Origin of the sequence: Halobacteriovorax sp. XZX-3 (assembly GCF_043196495.1) — a bacterium.
GTDB lineage: Bacteria > Bdellovibrionota > Bacteriovoracia > Bacteriovoracales > Bacteriovoracaceae > Halobacteriovorax_A.
In genome coordinates, this window is record NZ_JBEBMO010000001.1 from 1,699,552 (window position 1) to 1,723,520 (window position 23,969).

The following is a 23,969-nucleotide window of genomic DNA, read 5'->3' on the forward strand; positions in this document are numbered from 1 at the left end:
TAGCGATTTCTACTTTTTTTGACAAGATGCTTTTAAAGTATCGGCCAATTTCAATAGATCTTCTGGATAAAAACCCTTACTTCCGACACCATGGATCGTCGCACCAATATTACTAAGGAAGTCCATTAACTCTCCTTTGGCTTCATCAATATCAGTCAGAACAAAAAGATGCTTTGCATCTGAGTTCTTTACCCAACGAATAATTTTTTGTGTGTTATTGCCACCTTTCGTTTGGCAAAGATAGAGGTCATTTTTAATTTCTCTAATTGATGAGTCAAAAGCCTTGATTGTGACAGGACAGCCATAAGTTAAACGGCTTACAAAACTTCTGCGGTAACAAGTGTCTCCAGATTTAGACCAATCTGAATTACGAAGTGACGCACTTGTATCAATCCAAACCTCATACTTAGGTGCTTTCTTCTTTTCAACTTTCTTGGCCTTTCCACAGAAAATATCGAAATATGCACCTGTACATCTAATCATATCGGAATCTATCGTATTCTCGACAGTAACATCTTTATCAGGTGTGCCATACTCTTGATCAACATAGTCTTTGCCTGACTTACCAACCATATAACCTGTTTGCGGATCAAAGCATCCGTCACCCATCTCTATACAGTGATCGTCATTTTGGGCAATTTTACGTGAGATATTTTTGAATAGAATTTGTTCTAAAAGTGTTTGTTTAGGAGCCGCTGATAAAAAGACAAATTCCACCGTTTGCGGAAGTGCTACTACCGCAGATGAAAATATGAATGCAAGGAGTGTCTTTTTAAAATGCATTAAGCAATCATTCCCCTTTGTCTAAAATATCTAAATAAGTCATTTCCAAGATCGACAATTAAATCTCTAGCGTCGATATCAAGACTTAAAAAATCAGCAACGTAAGCTTTTTGCCTTGGTGTTAATTGGGCCATACGCTCTTTTAACAATTCTTCATTACTCGTATCTGTAACAAATGGCATCGTTCTCGTTTTTCCACCAATCTTCATTGTTGGATTAGCATTGATTTGAGCATTGCCAGTTGTTCCACTTTTAATTGTGTCAACGAGGGCCTCTTCAAATCCACCACCGGCTGGTTTCTGTTGAGGTTGCGCTTGTTGTTGTGTAGGCTGCTCTTTCTTTTCATCACCTTTATAGAATTTAACTAATCTTATAAAGTGATCCGTAAAGTGCTCTTCGACAAAATCGATCATTTCATGAAGAGGAATATCCAATTCGGCCGTAATTTTAGCGACTACCTGAGGATTAATCTCAGTTGTCTTCATCGAAAGAAAGCGAGAAACAGTAGAAACACCAAGACCAGTTGATTCAGCGAGATCTTTTTGTGTCATCGGCCCTCTAACCTGCATGTACTTCCTAATAATTCCTAAATAATCGTCTAATTTCTCTTTGTTAAATTCAGACATATACTTCTCCTTGCATATTGAAACACCTGCAACTAGCTGATATTTCGTTCAGGTGCAATTGCGGCCTGAAATTTTATGCCTCAAAAGTCCCTAATATCATTATCGGTTTTAATTTTTATTTCTTGATGCAATTTTATTGCTTGACGCAACTAGTCAAGAATGGTTATTATTGCAGTGTGGATGAACTAATCCACAAATTAAGCAAGGCTTGGGGGGATCACATGGCCACTTTAACAAACTTCATTATGACTGAGACATTATCTGACTTCACAAATGGACAGTATGAAGTAATTGAAAAAGAGCTAGTAAGATCAAGTGATTTAAGTAACTTAACCATATCTGGTTCTCTCTTCTCTCAAACCACTTTCATCGCTGTAAACTTCAAGTCTTGCATTTTCTTTGGCTCGAAGATGAAAGAGTGTAAATTTATCAACTGTTCGTTTGAAAATTGCAGCTTCGAATTTTCACATATTGAAGCTTGCAATTTTGATGGATGCAAGATCGTTGGGAATACATGGAAGTATTCCACTTTAAAGAATTCAATCATTGAAGATTGTGAACTGGATCTTGAAGTATATAAGGTTATCAAAGATGGTGACCAGAATAAAATTGATATTTACGAGGAAACTCAAGATATCGAAGAAATTAAGGAAGAAGTTGAAGAAGTTCTAAGTTTTGAAGCAGCATTGATTGCTTCACCTAACCAATGGGGAACTAGCTTACTAAACTTTATTAAATCTGCAGCTTAAATTTGAAACACCTGGCAATCGTGTTTACGTCACCAGTCTCAAGGATAATACGGCCAGATACAAATCTTTATTAGAGACGATATATCATACCTAGTCTTCTTCTACTGGATGTAGATAAGCAGGAAATCTCGCAACTGATACTTGCTCTCGGGCCAGCTCTCTCAAGGGTGTTGGCCTTCTTTTTTACATTTTACGATAGAAACAACCAATCGATTCTTTATTTCTCATGGACGACTTAACTATCATCGTTGAAACTTCAATAGCATTTCTTAAACCAATTAAGCTGTCATCAAGTTTACAGCTTCGATAGAAGCGAGAAACTTCATCATTGATTTCATTAAACATTGCTAGTGCTCGTTTAAGACGATTTGTCGTTCTTGAAAGACCAACATAGTTCCACATTGTAAGCTTTAGAGTCATCCAGTCTTGCTGAACAAGGGCCTTATCAATTGAAGCGTACTCTTCTTGCCAATTCTTAATTTGCAGATGCGAATAAAGAGTTTCCTCTCCAATATTTTCTGAAATATCAATAGCCGCAAGATAACCCCAAGTTAAACCTTCAAGAAGTGAAGTTGAAGCAAGTCGGTTTGCGCCATGAAGTCCTGAACAAGACACTTCACCTACAGCGTAGAGATTCTTAATTGAGGTTTGTCCCTTCATATCAATCTTAACACCACCACAAGTATAGTGAGCAGCAGGAACAACAGGAATAGGCTCCTTTGTCATGTCCACACCGTGTTCTAGACAGTGCTTGTAGATCGTTGGAAAGCGCTCTTTAATCCACTCTCCATCTTTATGTGAAATATCGAGATAAACACACTCGTGTCTCGTCTCAATAGTTTCTTCCATTATTGAACGAGCAACAACATCACGTGGAGCAAGTTCCATCTCTGGATGGTATTTGCCCATAAATCTTTCACCATTACAGTTAACAAGAACTCCACCTTCTCCGCGCACAGCTTCTGAAACTAAGAAGCGTCCATGTGAAGATGAATCATAGAATGTTGTTGGATGAAATTGAATAAATTCCATATCAATAATATCTGCACCAGCTCTCTTTGCCATTGCAATCCCATCACCACGACTTGCTCCAGAGTTTGAATGATGAAGATAAAGTGCACCGACTCCACCTGTGGCCAAAACAGTCTTCTTTGCCATGGCCTTAACAACATTACCCTTTTCTTGATTTAATAGATAAGCACCAAGAATTTTTCTTTCCTCATAACGCTGAGAAATTGAAATACCATGATGGGAAGCTGTAATTAAATCAATTGCAGTATGTGCTTCTAAGAAGTGTACTGTTGGATAGCGTTTTTGATCTTTTAGTAAATTTAAAAGACTAATTTGAATTTCCTTACCAGTGTAATCACCACGATAAAGAATTCTCTCAATTGAGTGGGCGGCTTCTTTTGTATATTTTAATGAGTTATTCTCATCTCTTTCAAAATTAGCATTTGCTTTCTCTAATAAGAGTTCATCAATCGCTAACTTTCCAAAATTTCTTAATGTTTCAATCGCTTGCGGATTAGAAGTATTAGAAGATGCTACTTGAATATCTTTTCCTAGAGCATCATCACTTGCATTTGGATAAATGATTCCGCCTTGTGCCCAGTATGTATTCGATACCTGAGGATCCTTTGCACGAGTCACAATTCCTACTTTTAAATTACTCTCTGCAAGCTTTGCAGCAGTAGCAAGACCTGCAATTCCACAACCTAAAATAAGAACATCGAAGTCGTAACTATTCACTTCTCTAACCTCTCGCGTACTTTAGCGATAAATCCACAGCAGGAGCATCGTAAGTAAGAGCACCTATACTGATAGCGTCGACACCTTTTATCAGATAGCTTTCTAATGTATTTAAACGAACACCACCAGAAACTTCAAAAGTAACACCTTCTGGCTTCTCTTTTACAGCTTCTTTAATCTCTTCAGGAGAGAAGTTATCAAGCATGATATGTCTTACACCTTCACCAAGTGCAATCTGTAGTTCATTAAGATCATGAATCTCAACTTCGATTGGCGTATAAAATGAGTTCTTAGATTTGAAGAAATCAATCGCCTCTTTTACACCACCAAAGAATGACTTGTGATTATCTTTAACCATCCACATATCACTTTGACCGAAGCGGTGGTTATATCCTCCACCAGTTACTACTGCGTACTTCTCAAGTGCACGGTATCCAGGAAGAGTCTTTCTTGTATCGAGAATTCTTACGCCACTATCATGTGCAAGAGTTGTAAATTTATTTGTGTATGTTGCAATTGAAGATGCTCTTTGAATTAAGTTAAGAGCAATTCGCTCTCCTGTTAGAGCAATTGAGAAAGGAAGTTTAAATTCAATTTCGGCCATTTCATCCTTTGTGAATTTTTGACCTTCAAACTTTTTAAAGTTTTCATAATTTAAATTAGCACCTAGGTAGTTAAAGGCTTCAATAAAATAAGGCAGGCCACAAAGAACCATATCATCCTTAATCTTTAACTTACATTGAACTTCATCATTTGGAAGTGATTGAATATAGTTCAGGTTACGACTTAGATCATCCTCTTTGAAATAGATCTCTATCGAATCTTGTAGTGCTTTATTTACTAATAAATTCATTTCTTTCTTACTCCGTTTAGATGTTTTTTCTACCATTTTCAAATGAGAAAAAAAACTCCCGAAACCCCCAAAAATCCTGATAATTGCTCAATTTTGACTTATATAGCTGCAATGCGTTTCAATATTATCTTTCTCTTTGCATTTCTACTCATTAATCCACTTTTCTCAAAAGATGACAACAAGCAATATAATCGTCCCCCAAAAATAAAGCTTCCAATTAAAACGAAGGCAGCTTTTCACAAAAAGTCTGAGTTTTACTTCTACCGTTCAGTTTTAACAGGTCAAAAATGGGGACTAGATAAAGAATTCAGAAGAAAGCTATCTCACCTAAATTTGCTTCATCTCATGACTCCCTCAGGACTCCACTTAAGCTCCTTCTTTCTCATTTTTTATCTACTAAGAAGAAAGTATCCAAAGGTATCCAATTTTATTGAACTTGTCCTATGCTTAGGATTCTACTTCCTTCTTCCAGGTTATTATTCATTTAGACGAGTGGCACTAATTCGAAGCTTCTTTATTTTAAATAGGATGAGAGAAACAAACTATTCTAAGTTACAAATTTTTATCTTCTTTCTTATAACGGATTTCTTTTTTGGAACTTATCGATACTCTCCACTATCATTTTACTTAAGTACACTATTTCTTGCTCTCATCTTTTCAATTAAAGAGTTTCGTCTTTATAAAATGTATCTACTCTTCTTTGTGGCCCAACTTTTTATAGCTCATAAATTTACGGGTATAATCTATCCAGCAACAATCGTTCTCTCACCGTTACTAACAAGTATTTTCACACTCATTTATCCAATTCTCTTTCTTAATTTATTCTTTATTGATTATTTTAATTACGCACAATGGTTCATTTCAGCATATACGGGATTAATAGAGATAAGTTACGATTTAGCGCAAGCACTCGGCTTTATTCATGTAAATTTTCTCATTTTAATTGGAGTAATTATTTACTCTCAAAGAACAAAGAAGCATGCCTTAGCACTAGTAACAATTGGCCTAATTGCGAACTTCCCAAGAGATAGTCTCGCGATTCTTTTGAGCGAGATAGGCATTGGCCTGTGAAAAAGGCTTAGAGCCAAAGAAACCACGATATGAAGATAATGGTGATGGATGAACTGTCTTAATTACTAAGTGTTTTGATTCATCAATATTCTTTCCCTTCTTTTGAGCAGGAGAGCCCCACAGAATAAAGACAACATTTTCACAGTGATCATTTACGACTTCGATAATCTTTGCTGTAAACTTCTCCCAACCTTTCTTTTGGTGAGAGCCTGCTTGTGCCTTACGGACACTAAGACAATTGTTAAGAAGTAGAACTCCTTCTTTTGCCCAGTCTTCTAGAAAGCCATGCTGGGGAATTTCAATTCCTAGATCTTCATTTAATTCTTTATAGATATTTCTAAGAGAAGGTGGAATTTTAACTCCCTTCTTTACAGAAAAACTTAGCCCGTGGGCCTGTCCTTCACCGTGATATGGGTCTTGCCCAAGAATCACAACTTTTACCTTATCGAGTGGAGTAAGATTGAGAGCTGCAAAGAATTCATCCTGGGAAGGATAAACGTCACCCTCTTCTGAATCTAAAAATTCAGCGAGCTCTACCATATAATCTTTTTGGAATTCGTTTTCTAAGTGAGAAAGCCAGCTCTTATCATTTAAATAATCAATCATAAGAGCTGGCCTCGGTATTAGTAATTTAAAAGTTTGTTAAGTTGTTCGTATACGTCTGCAACTTGTGGAAGAATGAAATCCTCTGAAGTTGGGCAGTATGCAACGTGAGAGTCTTTTGCAGCAACACGAAGGATTGGAGCATCAAGGGCCTCAAAACATTCTTCGTTAACACATGCAGCGATCTCACCAGCAAAACCAGAAGTCTTAGTTTCTTCGTGACAAATAAGAAGACGATTTGTTTTCTCAAGTGACTTCTTAATTGCATCCATATCAAATGGAGCAAGAGTTCTAAGGTCGATAACTTCAACAGTCTTACCTGTTTCTGCTTCGATTTTCTTAGCAGCATCAATTGATTTTTGAACAAGAGCTCCCCAAGCAACCACAGTTGCATCAGCACCTTGTTTTGCGATACGAGCTTTTCCAAATGGAATCATATACTCTTCACCTGGATCTGCAGTACGGTTATAACCTTGGTAGTAAAGGTGCTTGTGCTCTAGGAACATAACAGGATCATCTGATCTAATTGCAGTTCTTAAAAGCCCAGCAGCGTCCGCCGCATTTGAAGGGAAGACAACTCTAATACCTGGAACGTGAGTGAATAGAGACTCTCCACACTGAGAGTGATAAATCGATCCACCTCTTAGGTATCCACCGATAGGAACACGTACAACCATTGGACACTTGAAGTCTCCACCTGAACGGTAGCGAGTCGTCGCCATCTCGTTCTTAAGTTGCATATATGCAGTCCAGATATAGTCAAAGAATTGAATTTCAACAACTGGCTTAAGTCCTCTCATCGCCATACCGATTGCACGACCGATGATATTTGCCTCAGCTAGTGGTGAGTTAAACACTTGTCCTTCTAAAGATGCTCTTTGAACACCTGAAGAAACTTTAAAAACACCACCCTTACCTTTAAGGTCTGGGTTATTAAGTCTTTCAAGATCAGAGAAGTCTGCAACGTCTTCACCAAACATTCTTAGTAATGGGTTCTTAGAGAACTCAGAACGTAGAACAGCATTGATAGCTGACGCCATTGGAACATCATCTTTTCCTTCAAAAGTACCTTGAGTTTCAAAGTCTGAAGAAGTTGGATCAATATCGTGTGAGTATAAGTGATCAAGTGAAGTTTCTGGCGCTGGCCATTCAGTATCAACTGCTTCTTTCATTGCACGTCTAACTTCTAGAGAAACTTCTTCAAGAAGATCATTAACTTCTTTCTCAGTCATCACACCAAGTGCGATAAGAGTTTTTGGATATGAGTTAAATACATCAACTTGTTTTTCCTGCGCTAACTCGTCTTTCGTACGATACATTGATTGATCATCAGAAAGAGAGTGAGAGTATGGACGAGTTACATGAGAATGAAGAAGAACTGGCCCCTTCCCTTCTCTAATATGTTTAGCTGCTTTTTCAGCTGCTTTGTATGATTCAATTGGACAATTACCATCACATTCAATGATTTTTAAACCTGGGAATTCATCAAGTGCTTTTGAAATTGATCCACCTGGTGTTTGCATTGAAGTAATTGTTGAAATGGCATAACCATTATCTTCAACGTGGAAAAGAACTGGAAGCTTATTAGCACAAGCAGTTGTAAGTCCTTCCCAGAACTCACCTTGAGCAATTGTTCCATCACCACATGAAGTATAAACAACTTCAGCATCTTCAACTAAGAATTTTGAAGTATCAAATTTGTGTTTTTCTTTTAGGTCTTTAAGTGCAAGTCCTGCTTCAGCAACACCACATGCTTGAAGGAACTGAGTTCCAGTACATGAAGACTTTTGAACGATATTTAGTTTTACGTTACCCCAGTGAGCAGGCATCTGACGCCCGTGAGTTGCCGTGTCTCCGATATTTCCGTTAGCTTGGCAAAGCATTTCATATGGAGTTACACCAAGACCAGTACAAAGTGCTCTATCACGGTAGTATGGGATAAACCAGTCATGCGCAGGCTTTAGAACTTTTGCAAGAGCAGATAAAACACCTTCGTGTCCTGCACCAGAAATTTGAAAGAACGCAGTCGACTGCTTCTTCATTGTGATCTCTGCATCGTCTAGTTTTCTTGAAACGAAAACGTTACGAAGCATCCAAATAAGATCTTCTTTCGAAAGATTGTATTTTTTAATAATCTCTTTTTTCTTATCTAAGTTGGTAGAACCCACATTTGATCCTTTTGCAGTTTTATCAAGCATTTAACGCCCCTTTTTAAGTGGAGCTAGATTACCAATTTTAGTGCAAAAGGTGCACATGCTGTGCATTAAATTTTAAAATAATATTTGACGGATTTCAGCTATTTAGAGGTATTTGGCTAGAAGCCACTAGAAATTCCTAAAACATATCGACGATCGACCTTACCTCTGAAGTCAGAATCTGTTGTATCAACAGCATAAGTTGAGAGATCGAACTCCATTTTCTTAGTGCGAATACCAATTCCACCAGAACCGAAGCCATCGCCGTAGCCCATTCTCAAGAAGAAGATACGACGTAGATCAAACTCAAGACCAAGCCCAAGCTTTCTTTTGAAGTCCACTGTATCATGAGCATTTAAAAAATCTTTATAATCTACTTCTAAGTGAACGCGTACAGTTCTACCAAGTTGTGGCGTAATAGAAAGCCCAAGGTCATAACTTTGTTTAACTTTATCAGGGGCTCCAGCACCATTCATTTTTTTAAAACTATCACCTGTTGTATTGTGGCTAACAACAGCAAGCGTAGGGATAAAGGCCGTTGGAAGAGTTATTCTCATTCCAGTTGTTAGATATAGCATTCTTCCGCGATTATAATCATCATCCGCCAATGCTAGTGGAGTATTTGGATCCGATTGTCCAACAGCTTCTTTACGAAATAAATAAGTAGCAGAAGCACCAAATTTAAAAATTCCTCCAAAGAGAGAAAAGTTAAAAGCTGCATACGGACCAGTATCTGTTCTTTGGGCGTATTCAAATTGGTCACCAACCTGATCACCGATAAATGTTCTTTGCTGAACTGAATACATATAACCAATCGTGAAATATCTAGTCGCAAAATTTGGCATCATTTGAAAACGGCTGTGAGCAACTGTTCCCTTGTTTTGATTAAGTAATTTTCTAGCACCTTCAAGTGATAGGGCCTCAAATAAATCACCAGCATTACCAGTTACATCTCCACCAAAAAGCGTTTCCATCCAACCTTTATTCGTCTCAAATTGGAAGTTAGAAAGATGGAAATGACGGCCTCGATAAGTACCAAGTCCAGCAGGGTTATAGAATGCCGCTGAAGCATCATCGACTTTACCAATAAAGGCATTTCCCATGGCAAGTGCACGAGAAGACGTAATGAGTTCTGGAAAAACTGCATCCTCAAACTGTATTGCAAAAATACTTGAGTGAATTAATAGGCAAAATAAAATCAACTTCTTCACAGGCTAATTTTACCTTAAGAAGCGACTGATTTTAACTCGTGGCACAAAGTGCCTCTAGGCATAAAAAAGGCCCGTAAAAACGGGCCCTTATATCGTAAAATCTTGATTGAAATTAACGCTTTTTTCTACCTGGGAATCTATGTCCAACGTGACCTAGGAATTTCCCTTGGATATTCTTGATTGACTCAATTCTAGATTCAGCAAGGATATCTGTCGCTTGGTAAACTGGAATATCTTGTTCTTCAGAAATATTGAAAACTTCTAGAGTTGTATCATAGATTGAATCAACCATTCTGATTGCTTTATCTTCTGACCAACCTTCAAATTCGATTGAAACGTTCATAACACCACCAGCATTGATTAGATAATCTGGAGCGTATAGAACACCTCTTTCCTTAAGAATTTTACCGTGACGGTTTTCTGCAAGTTGGTTATTTGCAGCACCAGCTACGATTTTACACTGTAGACGATCGATTGTGTCATCGTTGATTGTTGCACCAAGTGCACATGGAGCATAGATATCCATTTTAACGTCATAGATTTCATCGATCCCAACAACTTTTGCATTTGGAACTTTTTCCTTGAAAAGCTCAAGGTTCTTTTCATTGATATCACATACGTAAACTTCTGCACCTTCATTGTATAGGTACTCACCAAGGTAGCGTCCAACAGAACCTGCACCTTGAAGTGCTACTACTTTACCTTTTGGTGAACGGTTTCCATAAACTTTCATACATGCTGCTTCAATACCTCTGAAAACACCACGTGCTGTCCATGGAGATGGGTTACCTGAACCACCGTGGATTTCAGCAACACCAGCTACGTTATTAGTTTCAGTAAATACGTGCTCAATATCATCAACACTAATATTTACGTCTTCTGCAGTAATATAACGACCGTTTAATGACTCCATGAAACGTCCGTAAGAACGGAATAGAGCTTCTGACTTATCTTTTTCTGGATCACCGATGATAACAGCTTTACCACCACCAAGGTTTAATCCAGCAACAGCATTCTTATATGTCATACCTCTCGAAAGTCTTAGAACATCGTTAAGTGCTTCTTCTTCTGATTCATATGGCCACATTCTTGTTCCACCTAAAGCTGGTCCAAGTACAGTGTTGTGAATCGCTACGATTGCCTTAAGGTTACAACTTGGATCACTAAAAAAGATAACTTCTTCGTGTCCGTCTTTGTATAATCTCTCAAAACTAGGCATTGTTTTTTCTCCTTAGAAAGTTTGCAATAATTACCTGAATTTACGCAGGAATTAATGATGCTAAAATAGTGCTATTAGAGCTGAAAAGAACAATAAACTTTCAAGGATGAAAACTGTATGCACAGAGTGTCACTAATTGGAAATGATGAGCAAGTAACTGAATTTACAATCGAAGAAGGTCAGACAATTTTTGACGCAATACAAGATCAAGGTCTCACTCTACCCCATGGATGTCTAAGTGGGTCATGCGGCTCATGTCGTATTCAAATTATCGAAGGTAGTTGCAATCTACAAAAGCCAGGAATTATCGAAGAAAATACAATTGAGGCCATCGCTCCCGAGCACACTGAAGTTGCAGAAGGTAATATCCGTCTAGCTTGTCGTGCAAAAGTCACAGGTGATATTAAAATTTCGATTCTAAAATAAGTTGAAGAATTGCACGAAAGTGTTGCTTGCGATCAAATCTCCAAGATTCATTTTCACCTTTTAGAAAGTCCATATTTTTTTGATCTAGCACTGTTGTTAAGTGATCCACGTCGTTAATGATTACATGGCGATAAGGTTTTAGTAATGAAGATCTTAAATCAACCATTCCATCGTTGCGCCCAACTCTTTCAAAAATAAAGTTACGACTAATCTCTAGTGATGTCTCTCTTCCTTCTTGCTCGTTGATGAATGTAATAAATTGAAGAAGGTTAATATTTTCAAGTGCCGCTTCAATTTTAGCAGCATTGGCCTGCATATAATCAGAACGAATTTTTGTTCCAACTGATTCCATTCCGCTAACATCACCACCAAGCAGCGCAAATAGCCACCCCATAACAGTTTTCTTAAACGAGCTCTGAATAAAATAATCCGCTAAGACCGAACCATGATAAGGCGATTGCATTGAAACCCAACCAATAACTCTTTTAGAAACCTGCGGATTATTAATAAGTACATCCAAGAACTCGAGTCCACCTTTAGAATGACTGACGACGAGTATTGGGCCATTTATCTTATCAATCTCATTTTTTATAAATTTTGAATTCTTACTAACTGGATCTTCTGATTCAACGACTATTCTTTTGAATTTTACTTTATGTTCTTTTAATAGATCCATATAGTCGCGAAAGTAATCACCTGTGAAATACGAAAGATTCACGATCTGACCTGAACCCTCTATTGCTGATTGCGAGAGAATTCCAGGAAGGAAAACAACAGTTAGATTTGAAAGATTCTTTAGTTCGGCTTCTGTTAAGCCTTGTTTTGATTGATAAAGACTTCGGTATTGAGTTGTCTTATTTTGTGCCCTGACTACTACTGTAGTCAGGACAATTAATATAATTAAGCTAAACCTTGTGAAGTTAATAACGCTGCCCTTTTCTTTCTTCTGATTTTGGCGTTGATATCATCAAGTGAGTCAACGGCCATATCCCAAGCTGTGTAGATTTGCTTCTTACGGTTGGCCCTTAAATCACCTGCAACATAAAAGTTTTCAATATTTGTTTCACCTTTATCATTAGCTAGAACATAGCCTCTACCGTCAATTTCAGCACCAATAGCTTTGGCAAGTTCATTATAAACGATTGTTCCAAGCGAAACAAAAGAAAAGGCAGACTCTAGCGTTCTTCCGCTAGCAAACTTATAACCCTCGATTATTCCGCTCTTGCGATCACCAAGAATATCAACAATGGCTTCAGTGAACACTTCAATCTTATAGGCTTTGATTAATTTTTGAGTCTCTTCATCAAATTGTGGAGTCTCACCATTTGTTAAGATCGACATTGAAGGCGTGTTGTAGCGTTCTTTAAGCATCACTGCAACCCAGGCTGCACCAGAAGTGTGACCAATAATTGAAGTATGCTTGTCATAAACATGGTGGCCATCACAACGCAGGCAATAGTCAACAGTTTGAGCGTTTGCAAAAGGTAGAATTGGTTTGATGCTATCGTTAAAATGAGGCTGAACATCCATAATTCCAGTACAAAGCACAACATACTCTGCTTGATACTTTTCACCTGCACTATCGATTAACTCAAAACTTCCGTCACTTAACTTTGTTACTTCAGTAACACCCTTTCCCTTAACGAAAGTCAGATTATCTTTAAATTCAGATTGTTCAATCCACTCAAGAGTTTCTTTGTTAGGCTCTTCAATACCTTTTTTATATTTATGAGTACCAGGCATATTTTCAACTTTATATACCCATTTCTCACGAGAACGTTTCTTATCCTTAGGTGTTCCAGGAAAAAGAACAACTGAATCATTATTTAAAACACCGCGTAGAGTGGCCATCATTCCGGCCGCGCCACCACCGATTACTGCAATTTGAAATTTATTAGACATAACTACTCCATGACTAGTTCATATTTAGTATAGTCTATCAGAAAGAGGGAATCTAATAGATTCCCTCTATGTAAGCTTTAGCTAAATTTATGTTAATTTGGATTATTTAACAGGAATTTCTAACAGATCGTCAGTATTCTCAGTGGCCTCTTTGGCCTCTTTCTTAGAGAAGAAGTGTTTCTCCCCATCAACATCTTTAATCTTAACTTGCTTGATTTCATAGTCAAAGACTTCAGTTAATTCAAAGCTATAGCCTTCCCATATAATAATCTGACCTGCTTCAGGAAAGTTATTTCCAAGCATATCAAGTAAAAAGCCAGCAAGAGTCGAATAATTATCATTAAGTGGTATCTTAATATCGTAATCGTGATCAAGATCTCTTAAATTGGTTGCACCATCGATATCAACACCTTCAATAAGATCACTCTCTTGATAGTCCTTTGTAATTTCATCAATATCATCATCGTGTTCATCTTGAATCTCGCCAAGAATTTCCTCGATAATATCCTCTAGTGTAATGATACCAACAATTAAACCGTTCTCATCTTTTACCAGGGCCATGTGAACTTTCTTACGGTTCATATGGTCGAAAACTGCTTGAATTTTCATGTGCTCATAAACAAAGAATGGGTCTCTTAAGTGGTTAACTAGAGTAAAGTTGTCACGCTCAGACCTCTTTAAAAAAGCAAGCTCTTTGACGTGAAGGAAACCTTCTATATTATCAATCTCACCATCAACAACTGGATAACGTGAGTGAATTGATTCTTCAATTTCACTAATTACATCTTTATATGAGCTATTAACTTGAATACTCTTGATTTCCTTACGAGGAATCATAATGTCTTTTACTTTGATCTTTGGAAATTCAAGGATTGAGTTAAAAAGATCAATTTGCTTATGATCAATCGTATTTTCTTTCTCTGCTTTTTGAATCATAAACTCAAGGTCATCCTTCGTTACAATTCTTCCTGTTAGCTGAGCATTCTCACCAAGAACAGTGTGGATAAGCCAAACCATAATTTTAATAACAGGATAAAGTAGATAATAAAAAATTTGTAGAACACGGATAACAAAAAGAGATAAGCTTTCAGCGTGCGTTCGTGCAAATGTCTTTGGAATAATTTCACCAAAAATTAGAATGACAAAAGTTGTCGCCCCGACTGCAATACCAATGGCATCATCCGCAAATAAACGGGTGGCAAGAACTGTCGTTAATGATGAGGCAAAAATATTGACGACGTTATTTCCAACGAGAATTGTCGTCAGGATCTCACTTGGGCGATCAATCATAAATGCAATTGCTCTTCCCTTTGCACCACCTTCTTGAATAAGCTGGCTAGCACGATCGTGAGGAATCGAAAGTAGGACTGCTTCTGAACCAGAAAAGAAACCTGAGCCAATAAAGCAGATTATTAATAGGACAATCTCAAGGCTGCTTACATCAGTCATTGCCTTGTCCTTGTTTAGTAAATTTCGTTGAGATTTTTTTTAAGAAGTAACAACAATAAAGCGGAGGTTCTATAAGGAGTTTCCTTGTTACGGGTAGGAATCTATATTGAGCTACCCCTTCGTTTAGATATAAATATTTTATCAGTAATTCTGATATGATTCAATACATCATAAACCAACAAATTTCAAGGATTTGAGCCACAAACCCTAGTGATGATCGAGTTGTTCGCCCTTGAAGTCATGATCCGAGTAAACAATACGATCATTCATTTCATGGTTAAAATCATATATCTCATTGATATTACTGACCTTCCTGAAGATTGTATGACACTTATAACAAATAACAACAGGAGGAAGTCTCTTAAATAGTGCAAAATCAAATACATATAAAATAATAAAAGGTGCCACAGAATATGGGGCATATTGAGTTGTTGCCACATATAAAGTCGCTAAGGCTGCAATTACAAAGAGCATTACCCCAATTTTTCGATTAAAGTCTTTTTGTTTGTAAAAATCCTTTCTTTCGCAACATGGGCAATCCTTAAGAATACCCTGTTCGTGCTCTTCATTCATCTTCACAGGAGCTTTGGTATGACAAATTTGACACTCAACTTCTGTCACCTCTTTATTAGGGTGAAAAGAAACAGCTGAACCACATTCTTCACAAGTTAAAGTAATTTCCATCATAGTAGTAACCCATATGTATAAAATAAATAAATCGCAATCATTTCACCAATAAAGACAAAGATTGTCATGGCATAGAAAATCCCTGTCGCACTTTGAATACTTCGCATACTAACAAGCTTCCATCCAAAGACGCTCATTCCAAAAATAACCAAGTATCCCCAAACATCACGCATGATAACCATTAGCCAATTGAAAGCATAACCGCCACCAAGTTCAGTTCCAGTAACTAAGTAAGGCCCAAGTTTAGTATGCTCAAATCCAGACCAAACAAGCTTAACAGCAAGTAGTACCCACATAGCGAGAGTAGCCTTTTTAAGAGGAACTTCCGAAAGCTTTGGTGTAACAAGATACCAGTGACCTAAGATCATGGCATAAGTAATAGCACCAAGATAGTAAACAGAAGAGCCAATATATAGGTAATTCACTAAGTTCTTATCTTGAAAAAGATAGAGAGCGTAAAAGCCAATTAAAGTTGGGATCGCATATAAAATCCAAAGAGCAGTATTCTTCTCATCATAGTGATTATGCAACTGATGATGAAAAAGGATGCATATTGTACTGATATAAAGAAGGATTGCTTCTAAGTCTGTTGCACTATTTCCAGTTACAATATGAGCAATGGCCGCAAAGAATAAACTCACAAGACAAGTCGTTGATAAAAGCTTTTGAAAGCCTCCACCTGTCATTTTAGAATTTGCTACTGGTGCGAAAGTAAAAACTCCAAAGCCCAGGGCCAAGAAGAAGTACTTTGCCATTTCAAATGTATTACTCATTCAAATTACTCTCTCGTATAAAATGCTCAACTAAGCGCATGATAATGATTTTATTTGCTGCTGGAATATTAAGGTTTTCTACAACATTTTGAGCGTTTTCAAAAGGTATCTTTTGACTGATCAGACTCATTTCTTTTGTATATTCAGTAACATAGACATATAAGAAAACACTTCGGTCTGAATATTCATGTTTGAGCTGAGTGAAGAGATTAATTTTATTTAATCCAAAACCAACTTCTTCCATAAACTCACGACGAGCGGCTTCTTCAACACTCTCGCTAGACTCGATCTTTCCCCCTGGGAATTCGATCATGCCATCGAGTGGGCCATCTTCTTTTCTAACTTGTCCCCAAAGAACAAGCCCATCACTTTCAATTGAATATGGGATTACAATTGCGATTTCCATAAATAAACTTTTACCCTAAAAATTTTGAAATGTTAAAAAGCAACGTAGCTTTTTGCGCCTTTATTGTTTATAAACCAAGGGTGAGTACATTACCCTTTAAACAAAATTCAATCATATTCGCTCCGATGGAAGGTGTGACGGATGGCCCATATCGTGAGGTCATTCAAAGAATATTTGGCGACTGGGATTATTACTATACTGATTTTTATCGAATACCATCTGTTGGTAATGTTCACGCAAAAACATTAATCAAACACTTTGGTGAGTCTTATCTACAAAAAAAGGCCCATACTAATCAAACGGCTTACCAATTTCTCACTTCTGAAATTGCACAAACTGAGCAGGCCATCTCACTTATCAGCGAAATGAACTATCACCATATCGATTTGAATCTTGGCTGTCCTTCAAAAAAGGTGAATTCAAATAAAGGTGGTGCCTATCTTTTGTCTGACCTTAAGGCCCTTGAAAAAATTATTAAGCAAATTAGAGAAGGTTTTAAAAATACTTTTACAGTTAAAATTAGAATTGGATATCGCGATGATAGTCTCTATCTTGATCTCTTAAAACTTTTTGAAGATTGTGGCGTTGATGGAATCACAATTCATGCTCGTACAAGAGACCAGCTATATAAAGGCGTAGCTGACTGGAGCTATATCGAAAAGGCCGTCAAACTTTCCAATCTTCCCATCATTGCCAATGGAGATATTTGGACTATTGAAGATATCAATCGAATCTTCGATCAATGCAATCCATATGCTGTCATGTGTGGTCGAAGCGCACTTAAGACACCATGGCTTGCTTCAATCTATAAAGAGTATCAAGGCAATTTAGATTTCATCAGTGACGAATTTCTATTAAAGGTACGCGCTCAAAATCTAGACCTCTACTTTTATGAGTTAGAAAAAGAATATCGAAAGTATGGTTTTGTCGATTCAACTATTCTTAAAAGATTTAAGGCATTTTGCCGCTATCTATTTGATGACTATGAAAATTTTGAAACTATTCGTGGCCGTTTTCTTCGTGCTCAGAACATTCATGAGTTTCGTGCTCATCTAGATCAATTTGTGGCGAGTTATTCTTAATAAAGAAATAAAATGTTATTTCAAAAAGAAGCACACCAACGACGTAAACAATTCGCGCCTGAGTTGAAATCCCAACAAGACCAACTAGCAAGAAAAATAAGAAACCTGGTAGATGTCTAAGGACGACATTCCCCCAAGTGTTATCAGGAATACGGTCTTCTAAGATCGTATAAAAGTTCATAACCGCATTGGCAAAGTTGAAGCGACTTGTACGTCCTTCAAAGTATTCGTCACGGTTTGGATGGCAGTAAAGACCTGCAAATGAAATGGCCGTAAAGAAACATATATATTCTTCAGTTGAAAAACTAAAAATAGCGGATGCAATAAAGAAAATTATCAATGCCGGAAGAAAATATAAATAATAACGAATTCCAATTTTCATCTCATCTCCAGAAGTTCCAAAAAAGAAAGGCACCATATCGGTGCCTTACTTATATTATAAATGGAAGTTATTTTACTTAGCAACTCCAACTGCTTTTGTCTCACGAACAACTGTGATTTTAATTGTTCCAGGGTAAGACATTTGCTCCTCGATTTGCTTAGCAATATTACGAGATAGCATAACAGTTTCCTCATCCGTAACCTTGTCATTTTCAACAAAGACACGAACTTCACGTCCACCTGAGATTGCGTAAGACTTGCTAACACCTTCAAAAGAATTAACAATTTCTTCAATATCAGTAAGACGAGATACATAAGACTCAGTAAGTGCTTTACGAGCACCTGGTCTTGCTCCAGAAATGGCATCTGCTGCTGCTACAATGTGAGCAAGGATTGATTCTGGTTTTTCGTCATCGTGGTGAGCACGGATTGCGTGAACAACGTCCGCAGACTCTCCATACTTTCTAGCGAAGTCAGCACCGATAACAGCATGTGAACCTTCAGCAGATGCATCAAGTACTTTACCGATATCGTGTAGTAGACCTGCACGGCGAGCTTGTTTAATATTCAGCCCCATCTCAGCTGCCATTGAACCACAGATAAACGCTGCTTCAATTGCATGTTGGTATTGGTTTTGAGTATATGAAGTTCTAAAGTTTAGAGCACCAACAAGCTTAAGGATTTCAGGGTGGATACCATGAACACCAATCTCCATTTGTGCTTTTTCACCTAGAGAAAGAAGCTTCTTCTCAAATTCAGCTTTTGATTTATCGTGGAATTCTTCAATCTTTGCAGGGTGAATACGACCGTCAGCAATTAGCTTCTCAATTGTATCTTTAGCAATCTCACGTCTAACAACGTTGAATGAGGAGATAACAACAATTTCAGGAGTATCATCGATAATTAAGTCAACACCACAGATTTGCTCGAATGCACGGATGTTACGACCTTCACGACCAATTAGTCGACCTTTAACATCATCAGATGGTAGGTCTACAGTTGAGATCGTCTTTTCACCAACGTGCTCACCTGCGTATCTTTGAATTGCAATTCCAACAATTCTCTTCGCACGAGTCTCAGCTTCTTCTTTAGCTTCTTCTTCCATACGAGTGATCATTTTAGAAAAATCTACTTGAGCTTCTTCTTTCATCGTATCAAGTAGTTCATCTTTTGCTTGCTCTTTTGTCATAGCAGCAACTTCAGATAATTTAGTTGCATACTCTTCTTGGCGAACAACAAATTTTTCTTTTTCTTTAAGAGCATCAAGCTCTTTTTCTTTTACGTCTTCTTCACGCTTCTCGACTTTCTTAGTCTTCTCATCAAGTTCATCCATTTTCGATTCAAGCTTTGCTTGTCTCTTATTTAGATCTTTTTCCTGATCGTTAAGTTCGCGCTTCACACGCTCGGCATACTTGTCAGCTTCCTTCTTTTCTTCTTGAGCTGCCTCTTTTGCCTCTTTTCTTGCTTTATAGCTAATGTCTTTTGCCTGTGCCTTGGCCTTTTCAATTATTTCGTCACCCTTCGCTTCTCTTTCAAGCACTTCTTTTTTAGCTTGAAGATTACGGATAACAAAACCAACTGCTAGTCCAACGACAAGGAAAAGAAGTGAAGCTAAGATTAAATCCATACTCATTTCTCTCTCCTATTTATTAACTTTAATCACTTCCCGATCAGTTACGATAAAATCCATTGCTTGATCATGTTCCTCAAAGACAACTTCATCACTTAACTGTTGATTAAAGCAAACTCCTATTTTTATAACTTTCTTCTTATCAATATTAATCAATCTATTAAGGTAAATGTCGTAATAACCTTTACCTCTTCCCAAACGATGGCCTTCATTATCAAAGGCAACCCCTGGAACTAAAATAACTTCAGGAAAAATTATTGAATCACTATCTCTAGGAACTCTAAATTCTTTTCCAAAAGCTTGAACTATTTCAAGTTCATTTATTGGTGTATTTCGAAAACACATCTGTGTTGATTCTTCACCAAACGAAGGGAAACTAAGTATTGCTTTCGCCTTCAAATTTAAACAATTAACTTCACCAGGAATTGGAAAGAAAACCCCTAGGTGCTTAGGATTTAAGTTTTCGGATTTTAAAAGAGAATCGATATTGGAACAGATTTTCTCAGACAGCAGTCTTTGATCATCTAAGCTTAAATTAGCTAATATTTCTAATACCTTTTTTCGAAGCTGTTTCTTTTCAAGACTCATCTTAATGAGTTTTTGGAAGTGCTTCTTCAATCAACTTTAGTGCATTATCAGAAAGAGACTTAACTTCGTTAATCTCACTTCTGTATTCCCTTTCTAAGGATAGCTTTTCTTTTGCCAACTCAAGTGCAACTAGAGCTGCTAGTTGTGAGTTAGAAATTGAAGGCGCCTTTTGGCGAATATTGCTTGCGATTGATTCAACATACTCAACAATTTCAGTTGCTGAAACAACCTCATCTTCATTAGACTCTTTGAGTCTAAAGTTATGACCTAAAATTTGATATTCTTTTACTTCCGTACTTATATCCATAGTTATTTAATTGTAGTCCTACAAAGGATTTCAGTCAATCAATCAATTACCTACTAGTGCGTCAAGATACTCATCTAAATTAAACACACTCAGGTCTTCGACATTTTCTCCAACACCAATATAGGTAATTGGAATTTGTAGACTATCAACAATGGAAATTGCACTTCCGGCTTTTGATGAACCATCACATTTCGTAAATACCAGACCAGTTAAATCAAGTGCCTTATGAAATTCCTCTGCTTGGCGAATTGCGTTTTGACCAGTGATCGCATCAATTACTAAGAGAGTATGGTGTGGCGCATCTGCCATTAGCTTCTTTAGAACATTCTTACTCTTTGTTAACTCTTCCATCAGGTTACCTGCAGTATGAAGACGTCCCGCAGTATCAAGAATACAGTAATCAGCTTTTTCATTAATCGCTGTTTGCAGTGCATCGTATCCAACACCACTTGGATTTGCCCCTTCTTTTGCACGAATCATTGTTGCACCTGCTCTCTCACACCAAACTTGAAGCTGATCAACAGCTGCTGCTCTGAATGTATCGCATGCACCAACAACAACTTTTGCACCCTGCTGAGTAAGTTTTGTTGCTAATTTTCCAATTGTTGTAGTTTTACCTGCACCGTTTACACCTACGATCATAATAACCTTAGGCATTCCCGTTGCATTTCCTTTAAATTCAAAAAGATCACCTTCGTTTCTTGATTGAACGTCGGCCATTTTATTCTTTAAGAATTCTTTAATATATATTTTAAATTGAGCTTCATCGAAGTCAGCGCTCTTTGCTTTCTCTTCAAGAGATTCGATCAGCTCACTTGTTGCCTTTGGCCCAAGATCTGCACCATAAAGAAGTTCTTCAACCTCCTCAAGCGCGTCTTCATCGAGACCACCAGCACCAAATAGACTTCCAATTTTTCCCCAAACACCATTACGTGAACTACTTAAACCCTTTGTTAGTCTTTCTTTCCAAGACTTCTCAGGAACAGGAGTTGGTACTGGTTGCGCCTTCGCTACCTCTTCAGCAACAGCAACTTCTTCGACCGCTTCAACTTCTTTAGTTTCAGAAGTAATCTCTTCTTTGACCTCTCGACTTGGAAGCTTTGATTGTGCCTTTGGCTTAAGAAGATAGAAAATACCAGTAAATCCACTGATACCTAGTGCTGAACATAGCGCGATAAATGCATACGCCATTTCAATAGTTATCGTCATATTTAGCTGGGCCTGATCTGCCCAAGACTGTAAAAGAGCAACGAGTTGCAACATAATATATTCTCCATTTTGTGTGTTTAAGAGATATGATATGTAAGCATAAAAATCAATATTTAAGGCGTAAATTGGCATGAAAATGACAAATAAGATCAAACTATTTCATCTACAACAAGCAATTCGAAACTTTTTCAATAAAGATGGTTTTATGGATGTGCTAACGCCGCCAATTGTTGAAAATCCAGGAATGGAAGTTCATATTCATCCCTTTGCAATTCACTCTGTGCATCAAAATAAAACTCATGACCTCTTTCTACATACTTCTCCAGAATTTCATATGAAGGAGCTACTTCAAGAGGGCCTAGAAAAAGTTTTTACAATGAGCTACTGCTTTCGTGATGAGCCAAATAGCTCAACTCACAGAAAACAATTCATCATGCTCGAATGGTATCGTGCCAATGAGAATTATAAAAAAATCATGGAAGATACAATAGACCTATATCGATTTTGCCACGACTACCTAAAGTCTAAAGGTGTTAGAGTTATCGAGTTAAATGACAAGATAAAGAAAGCAACTGTTCAAGAAATATTTTTAGAAGTTCTTAACATTGATATTTTAGAACTTATGGATCGCGATGAACTTTATCATTTAATTGATAAGAAATTTTCAAAAATAAGCTTATCAGGAAATAAAGATGATTACGCATGGGACGACCTCTTTTTTCTCCTTATGTATAATTATATTGAGCCTGAAATGGAAAAGTATGAATTTCTTATGCTCTATGAATTTCCTGCTCCACTTAGAGCACTCTCTACCATTAAAGAGGATGACTCAAGAGTATGTGAAAGATTTGAAGTTTACTGTCGTGGAATAGAGATTTGCAATTGCTTCAATGAGCTTACTGACTTAAATGAGCAAACTTTACGTTTTGAGAAAGATGCAGCATTAAAACAGGATCTTTATAAATACAATCTTCCTTGGCCTAAGAGATTTTTAAAGCAATTAGAAAACGGTTTACCAAGAAGTGCTGGCATAGCACTAGGAGTAGAGCGCCTTCTAATGTCCTTAACAGGAATGGAAGAAGACGCATTCTTTGATTAACTATTGTTTCTTTTGAAGTCGATTAAATAATAAGTGAGTCTTTAAGATAAATTCTGATTTTACAATATCAGGAGTCATCTTCATAGCCCAACGGTAGTGAACACCACTTTCCTTTGCCGAGCGTAACTTACTATTCCACATTGGAAATTCATTTGCTAACTCAGCAGAATAAACAGCATACCAGCGTGCAAACTCATCTTGCGAACGGGCCAATAATGCATCTTGTACCTCAATTGCATTTTCAACCAAGATTCTTTTCACTGAGTAAATATTTAAAGGATCAAGTTTTTTAATATCTAAATCCTTATTCAAATATTTTTTAAATATTGTAACTGTAATTTCCTTAGCAACTCTTGAAGTTTGTTGGTTATAATTTTCTAAGCGTTGGTAGTATTGCGATAGCACAAGTGAGCGATAAACTCCTTCACGAGTTCCCCCCTGCTCTAGAGTTGCATACCATTTTGATAACTCATCTCTATTTGCATCAAGTTCGCGCGTGGCCTTAATTAACTCATTAATAAATGATAAGTTATATTGAGACATCTGCTCTTTAGTGAAAGGTGATTTGTATTCCTTTTTAGAGTAAACACTTAGATCTTTAGCATCCTTTTTAACAATAGGAATCTCAGGAAGTTCGACTTCATCTCTTTCCCCCCAAATTTTATCGGCCAACGATGTCGATATATTCTTTTCTACAAATGGCCTTAAATTTTGCAAGAATGTTATCTGTGCAAAAGCAGAAGTTGAAATTAAACAAATTAGAATGAATCTCTTCACAAGTCTCCCCTGAAAATTCGAGTATTTATCAATATAAACACCATTATAATGGCGCTTCGAATTTTTAGGAAGTTAGCAAATTTTAGCCAACAAAATTTGTCAATTTTGTGTCTAGGTTCTAGGCAATTAATACCTCTAACTTCCGATAAACACTGACTAAATGAATTTTGGTAAAGATTGTTTAAGAATCATTC

25 protein-coding genes are annotated in these 23,969 nt (G+C 37.1%); 5 read left to right on the top strand and 20 right to left on the bottom strand.

Annotated features, from left to right (window positions below; translation table 11 throughout):
- Positions 1 to 9: 9 nt before the first annotated feature.
- On the bottom strand, positions 10 to 783 hold the full coding sequence (locus tag ABMA70_RS08090) for a hypothetical protein (protein WP_392990528.1): 774 nt from the start codon (positions 781 to 783) through the stop codon (positions 10 to 12).
- Positions 783 to 1,409, bottom strand: a complete 627-nt coding sequence (locus tag ABMA70_RS08095; RefSeq protein ID WP_103218748.1) for a helix-turn-helix transcriptional regulator — start codon at positions 1,407 to 1,409, stop codon at positions 783 to 785. The genes ABMA70_RS08090 and ABMA70_RS08095 overlap by 1 nt, the downstream gene beginning before the upstream one ends.
- 221 nt (positions 1,410 to 1,630) lie before the next feature.
- On the opposite strand from ABMA70_RS08095, the gene ABMA70_RS08100 reads away from it, so the two are divergent.
- Positions 1,631 to 2,158 carry a pentapeptide repeat-containing protein gene (locus ABMA70_RS08100; RefSeq protein ID WP_158246922.1) on the top strand — a complete coding sequence of 176 codons (528 nt, stop codon included), beginning with the start codon at positions 1,631 to 1,633 and terminating at the stop codon, positions 2,156 to 2,158.
- A 183-nt stretch (positions 2,159 to 2,341) separates the two neighbouring features.
- On the opposite strand, the gene nadB is transcribed toward ABMA70_RS08100, so the two are convergent.
- On the bottom strand, positions 2,342 to 3,907 hold the full coding sequence (gene nadB, locus ABMA70_RS08105; protein WP_103218746.1) for an L-aspartate oxidase: 1,566 nt from the start codon (positions 3,905 to 3,907) through the stop codon (positions 2,342 to 2,344).
- Between the two features lie 4 nt (positions 3,908 to 3,911).
- Positions 3,912 to 4,760, bottom strand: coding sequence for a carboxylating nicotinate-nucleotide diphosphorylase (gene nadC / locus ABMA70_RS08110; RefSeq protein ID WP_158246921.1), 849 nt, complete (start codon positions 4,758 to 4,760; stop codon positions 3,912 to 3,914).
- Between the two features lie 111 nt (positions 4,761 to 4,871).
- Between nadC and ABMA70_RS08115 the strand changes: the two genes are divergently transcribed.
- Complete coding sequence (locus ABMA70_RS08115) at positions 4,872 to 5,831, top strand: ComEC/Rec2 family competence protein (protein WP_392990526.1); 960 nt, start codon at positions 4,872 to 4,874, stop codon at positions 5,829 to 5,831.
- Here the strand turns inward: ABMA70_RS08115 and ung are convergent.
- The 4 genes from ung to ABMA70_RS08135 form a co-directional block, all read right to left on the bottom strand.
- Complete coding sequence (gene ung, locus ABMA70_RS08120) at positions 5,766 to 6,437, bottom strand: uracil-DNA glycosylase (RefSeq protein ID WP_392990524.1); 672 nt, start codon at positions 6,435 to 6,437, stop codon at positions 5,766 to 5,768. The two genes, ABMA70_RS08115 and ung, sit on opposite strands and share 66 nt — an antisense overlap.
- Positions 6,438 to 6,454: 17 nt before the next feature.
- Positions 6,455 to 8,632 (bottom strand): thiamine pyrophosphate-dependent enzyme, encoded by a 2,178-nt coding sequence (locus ABMA70_RS08125; RefSeq protein ID WP_103218742.1) that lies wholly within the window; start codon positions 8,630 to 8,632, stop codon positions 6,455 to 6,457.
- A 116-nt stretch (positions 8,633 to 8,748) separates the two neighbouring features.
- Positions 8,749 to 9,840, bottom strand: coding sequence for a hypothetical protein (locus ABMA70_RS08130; RefSeq protein ID WP_103218741.1), 1,092 nt, complete (start codon positions 9,838 to 9,840; stop codon positions 8,749 to 8,751).
- A gap of 112 nt (positions 9,841 to 9,952) precedes the next feature.
- Entirely contained in the window at positions 9,953 to 11,059 is a 1,107-nt protein-coding gene (locus ABMA70_RS08135; protein ID WP_021265862.1) for a Glu/Leu/Phe/Val dehydrogenase dimerization domain-containing protein, read from the bottom strand.
- A 117-nt stretch (positions 11,060 to 11,176) separates the two neighbouring features.
- Here ABMA70_RS08135 and ABMA70_RS08140 point away from each other — a divergent pair, with 117 nt between their 5' ends.
- A complete protein-coding gene (locus ABMA70_RS08140; RefSeq protein WP_103218740.1) occupies positions 11,177 to 11,485 on the top strand; it encodes a 2Fe-2S iron-sulfur cluster-binding protein in 309 nt (102 codons plus the stop codon).
- Here ABMA70_RS08140 and ABMA70_RS08145 read toward each other — a convergent pair.
- The 6 genes from ABMA70_RS08145 to ABMA70_RS08170 form a co-directional block, all read right to left on the bottom strand.
- The gene (locus ABMA70_RS08145) at positions 11,463 to 12,203 is read right to left on the bottom strand and encodes a hypothetical protein (RefSeq protein ID WP_103218739.1); all 741 of its coding nucleotides are present in this window, start codon (positions 12,201 to 12,203) and stop codon (positions 11,463 to 11,465) included. The two genes, ABMA70_RS08140 and ABMA70_RS08145, sit on opposite strands and share 23 nt — an antisense overlap.
- A 182-nt stretch (positions 12,204 to 12,385) precedes the next feature.
- Complete coding sequence (locus ABMA70_RS08150) at positions 12,386 to 13,387, bottom strand: NAD(P)/FAD-dependent oxidoreductase (protein ID WP_392990522.1); 1,002 nt, start codon at positions 13,385 to 13,387, stop codon at positions 12,386 to 12,388.
- Between the two features lie 102 nt (positions 13,388 to 13,489).
- Positions 13,490 to 14,836: a hemolysin family protein gene (locus ABMA70_RS08155; protein ID WP_103218737.1), complete on the bottom strand. Its 1,347-nt coding sequence runs from the start codon at positions 14,834 to 14,836 to the stop codon at positions 13,490 to 13,492.
- Positions 14,837 to 15,043: 207 nt separating this feature from the next.
- Positions 15,044 to 15,523, bottom strand: a complete 480-nt coding sequence (locus ABMA70_RS08160) for a hypothetical protein (protein ID WP_103218736.1) — start codon at positions 15,521 to 15,523, stop codon at positions 15,044 to 15,046.
- Complete coding sequence (locus ABMA70_RS08165; protein WP_103218735.1) at positions 15,520 to 16,296, bottom strand: hypothetical protein; 777 nt, start codon at positions 16,294 to 16,296, stop codon at positions 15,520 to 15,522. The genes ABMA70_RS08160 and ABMA70_RS08165 overlap by 4 nt, the downstream gene beginning before the upstream one ends.
- A complete protein-coding gene (locus tag ABMA70_RS08170; RefSeq protein WP_392990519.1) occupies positions 16,289 to 16,702 on the bottom strand; it encodes an NUDIX domain-containing protein in 414 nt (137 codons plus the stop codon). Before ABMA70_RS08170 ends, ABMA70_RS08165 begins: the two co-directional genes overlap by 8 nt.
- An 80-nt stretch (positions 16,703 to 16,782) precedes the next feature.
- On the opposite strand from ABMA70_RS08170, the gene ABMA70_RS08175 reads away from it, so the two are divergent.
- Complete coding sequence (locus ABMA70_RS08175) at positions 16,783 to 17,784, top strand: tRNA dihydrouridine synthase (protein ID WP_392990516.1); 1,002 nt, start codon at positions 16,783 to 16,785, stop codon at positions 17,782 to 17,784.
- Here the strand turns inward: ABMA70_RS08175 and ABMA70_RS08180 are convergent.
- The 5 genes from ABMA70_RS08180 to ftsY form a co-directional block, all read right to left on the bottom strand.
- Positions 17,702 to 18,166: a hypothetical protein gene (locus ABMA70_RS08180; RefSeq protein WP_146037893.1), complete on the bottom strand. Its 465-nt coding sequence runs from the start codon at positions 18,164 to 18,166 to the stop codon at positions 17,702 to 17,704. The two genes, ABMA70_RS08175 and ABMA70_RS08180, sit on opposite strands and share 83 nt — an antisense overlap.
- A gap of 72 nt (positions 18,167 to 18,238) precedes the next feature.
- A complete protein-coding gene (gene rny / locus ABMA70_RS08185) occupies positions 18,239 to 19,792 on the bottom strand; it encodes a ribonuclease Y (RefSeq protein WP_368667189.1) in 1,554 nt (517 codons plus the stop codon).
- A 15-nt stretch (positions 19,793 to 19,807) separates the two neighbouring features.
- Positions 19,808 to 20,383 (bottom strand): 5-formyltetrahydrofolate cyclo-ligase, encoded by a 576-nt coding sequence (locus ABMA70_RS08190; RefSeq protein ID WP_392990514.1) that lies wholly within the window; start codon positions 20,381 to 20,383, stop codon positions 19,808 to 19,810.
- A gap of 1 nt (position 20,384) precedes the next feature.
- Complete coding sequence (zapA, locus tag ABMA70_RS08195) at positions 20,385 to 20,690, bottom strand: cell division protein ZapA (RefSeq protein WP_103218729.1); 306 nt, start codon at positions 20,688 to 20,690, stop codon at positions 20,385 to 20,387.
- Between the two features lie 42 nt (positions 20,691 to 20,732).
- Positions 20,733 to 21,953 (bottom strand): signal recognition particle-docking protein FtsY, encoded by a 1,221-nt coding sequence (gene ftsY / locus ABMA70_RS08200; protein ID WP_392990511.1) that lies wholly within the window; start codon positions 21,951 to 21,953, stop codon positions 20,733 to 20,735.
- Between the two features lie 76 nt (positions 21,954 to 22,029).
- Between ftsY and epmA the strand changes: the two genes are divergently transcribed.
- A complete protein-coding gene (gene epmA / locus ABMA70_RS08205; protein WP_392990509.1) occupies positions 22,030 to 22,998 on the top strand; it encodes an EF-P lysine aminoacylase EpmA in 969 nt (322 codons plus the stop codon).
- Here the strand turns inward: epmA and ABMA70_RS08210 are convergent, their stop codons facing one another.
- Positions 22,999 to 23,775 carry a hypothetical protein gene (locus ABMA70_RS08210; RefSeq protein WP_103218726.1) on the bottom strand — a complete coding sequence of 259 codons (777 nt, stop codon included), beginning with the start codon at positions 23,773 to 23,775 and terminating at the stop codon, positions 22,999 to 23,001.
- Positions 23,776 to 23,969: the final 194 nt, after the last annotated feature.

What these genes read in the sequence shown, in the direction of transcription:
- ABMA70_RS08090 (WP_392990528.1), bottom strand. Translation starts at nt 783, where the DNA reads ATGCATTTTAAAAAGACACTCCTTGCATTCATATTTTCATCTGCGGTA.
- ABMA70_RS08095 (WP_103218748.1), bottom strand. Translation starts at nt 1,409, where the DNA reads ATGTCTGAATTTAACAAAGAGAAATTAGACGATTATTTAGGAATTATT.
- ABMA70_RS08100 (WP_158246922.1), top strand. Translation starts at nt 1,631, where the DNA reads ATGGCCACTTTAACAAACTTCATTATGACTGAGACATTATCTGACTTC.
- nadC (WP_158246921.1), bottom strand. Translation starts at nt 4,760, where the DNA reads ATGAATTTATTAGTAAATAAAGCACTACAAGATTCGATAGAGATCTAT.
- ABMA70_RS08115 (WP_392990526.1), top strand. Translation starts at nt 4,872, where the DNA reads ATGCGTTTCAATATTATCTTTCTCTTTGCATTTCTACTCATTAATCCA.
- ung (WP_392990524.1), bottom strand. Translation starts at nt 6,437, where the DNA reads ATGATTGATTATTTAAATGATAAGAGCTGGCTTTCTCACTTAGAAAAC.
- ABMA70_RS08125 (WP_103218742.1), bottom strand. Translation starts at nt 8,632, where the DNA reads ATGCTTGATAAAACTGCAAAAGGATCAAATGTGGGTTCTACCAACTTA.
- ABMA70_RS08135 (WP_021265862.1), bottom strand. Translation starts at nt 11,059, where the DNA reads ATGCCTAGTTTTGAGAGATTATACAAAGACGGACACGAAGAAGTTATC.
- ABMA70_RS08140 (WP_103218740.1), top strand. Translation starts at nt 11,177, where the DNA reads ATGCACAGAGTGTCACTAATTGGAAATGATGAGCAAGTAACTGAATTT.
- ABMA70_RS08150 (WP_392990522.1), bottom strand. Translation starts at nt 13,387, where the DNA reads ATGTCTAATAAATTTCAAATTGCAGTAATCGGTGGTGGCGCGGCCGGA.
- ABMA70_RS08155 (WP_103218737.1), bottom strand. Translation starts at nt 14,836, where the DNA reads ATGACTGATGTAAGCAGCCTTGAGATTGTCCTATTAATAATCTGCTTT.
- ABMA70_RS08160 (WP_103218736.1), bottom strand. Translation starts at nt 15,523, where the DNA reads ATGATGGAAATTACTTTAACTTGTGAAGAATGTGGTTCAGCTGTTTCT.
- ABMA70_RS08165 (WP_103218735.1), bottom strand. Translation starts at nt 16,296, where the DNA reads ATGAGTAATACATTTGAAATGGCAAAGTACTTCTTCTTGGCCCTGGGC.
- ABMA70_RS08170 (WP_392990519.1), bottom strand. Translation starts at nt 16,702, where the DNA reads ATGGAAATCGCAATTGTAATCCCATATTCAATTGAAAGTGATGGGCTT.
- ABMA70_RS08180 (WP_146037893.1), bottom strand. Translation starts at nt 18,166, where the DNA reads ATGAAAATTGGAATTCGTTATTATTTATATTTTCTTCCGGCATTGATA.
- rny (WP_368667189.1), bottom strand. Translation starts at nt 19,792, where the DNA reads ATGGATTTAATCTTAGCTTCACTTCTTTTCCTTGTCGTTGGACTAGCA.
- ABMA70_RS08190 (WP_392990514.1), bottom strand. Translation starts at nt 20,383, where the DNA reads ATGAGTCTTGAAAAGAAACAGCTTCGAAAAAAGGTATTAGAAATATTA.
- zapA (WP_103218729.1), bottom strand. Translation starts at nt 20,690, where the DNA reads ATGGATATAAGTACGGAAGTAAAAGAATATCAAATTTTAGGTCATAAC.
- ftsY (WP_392990511.1), bottom strand. Translation starts at nt 21,953, where the DNA reads ATGTTGCAACTCGTTGCTCTTTTACAGTCTTGGGCAGATCAGGCCCAG.
- epmA (WP_392990509.1), top strand. Translation starts at nt 22,030, where the DNA reads ATGAAAATGACAAATAAGATCAAACTATTTCATCTACAACAAGCAATT.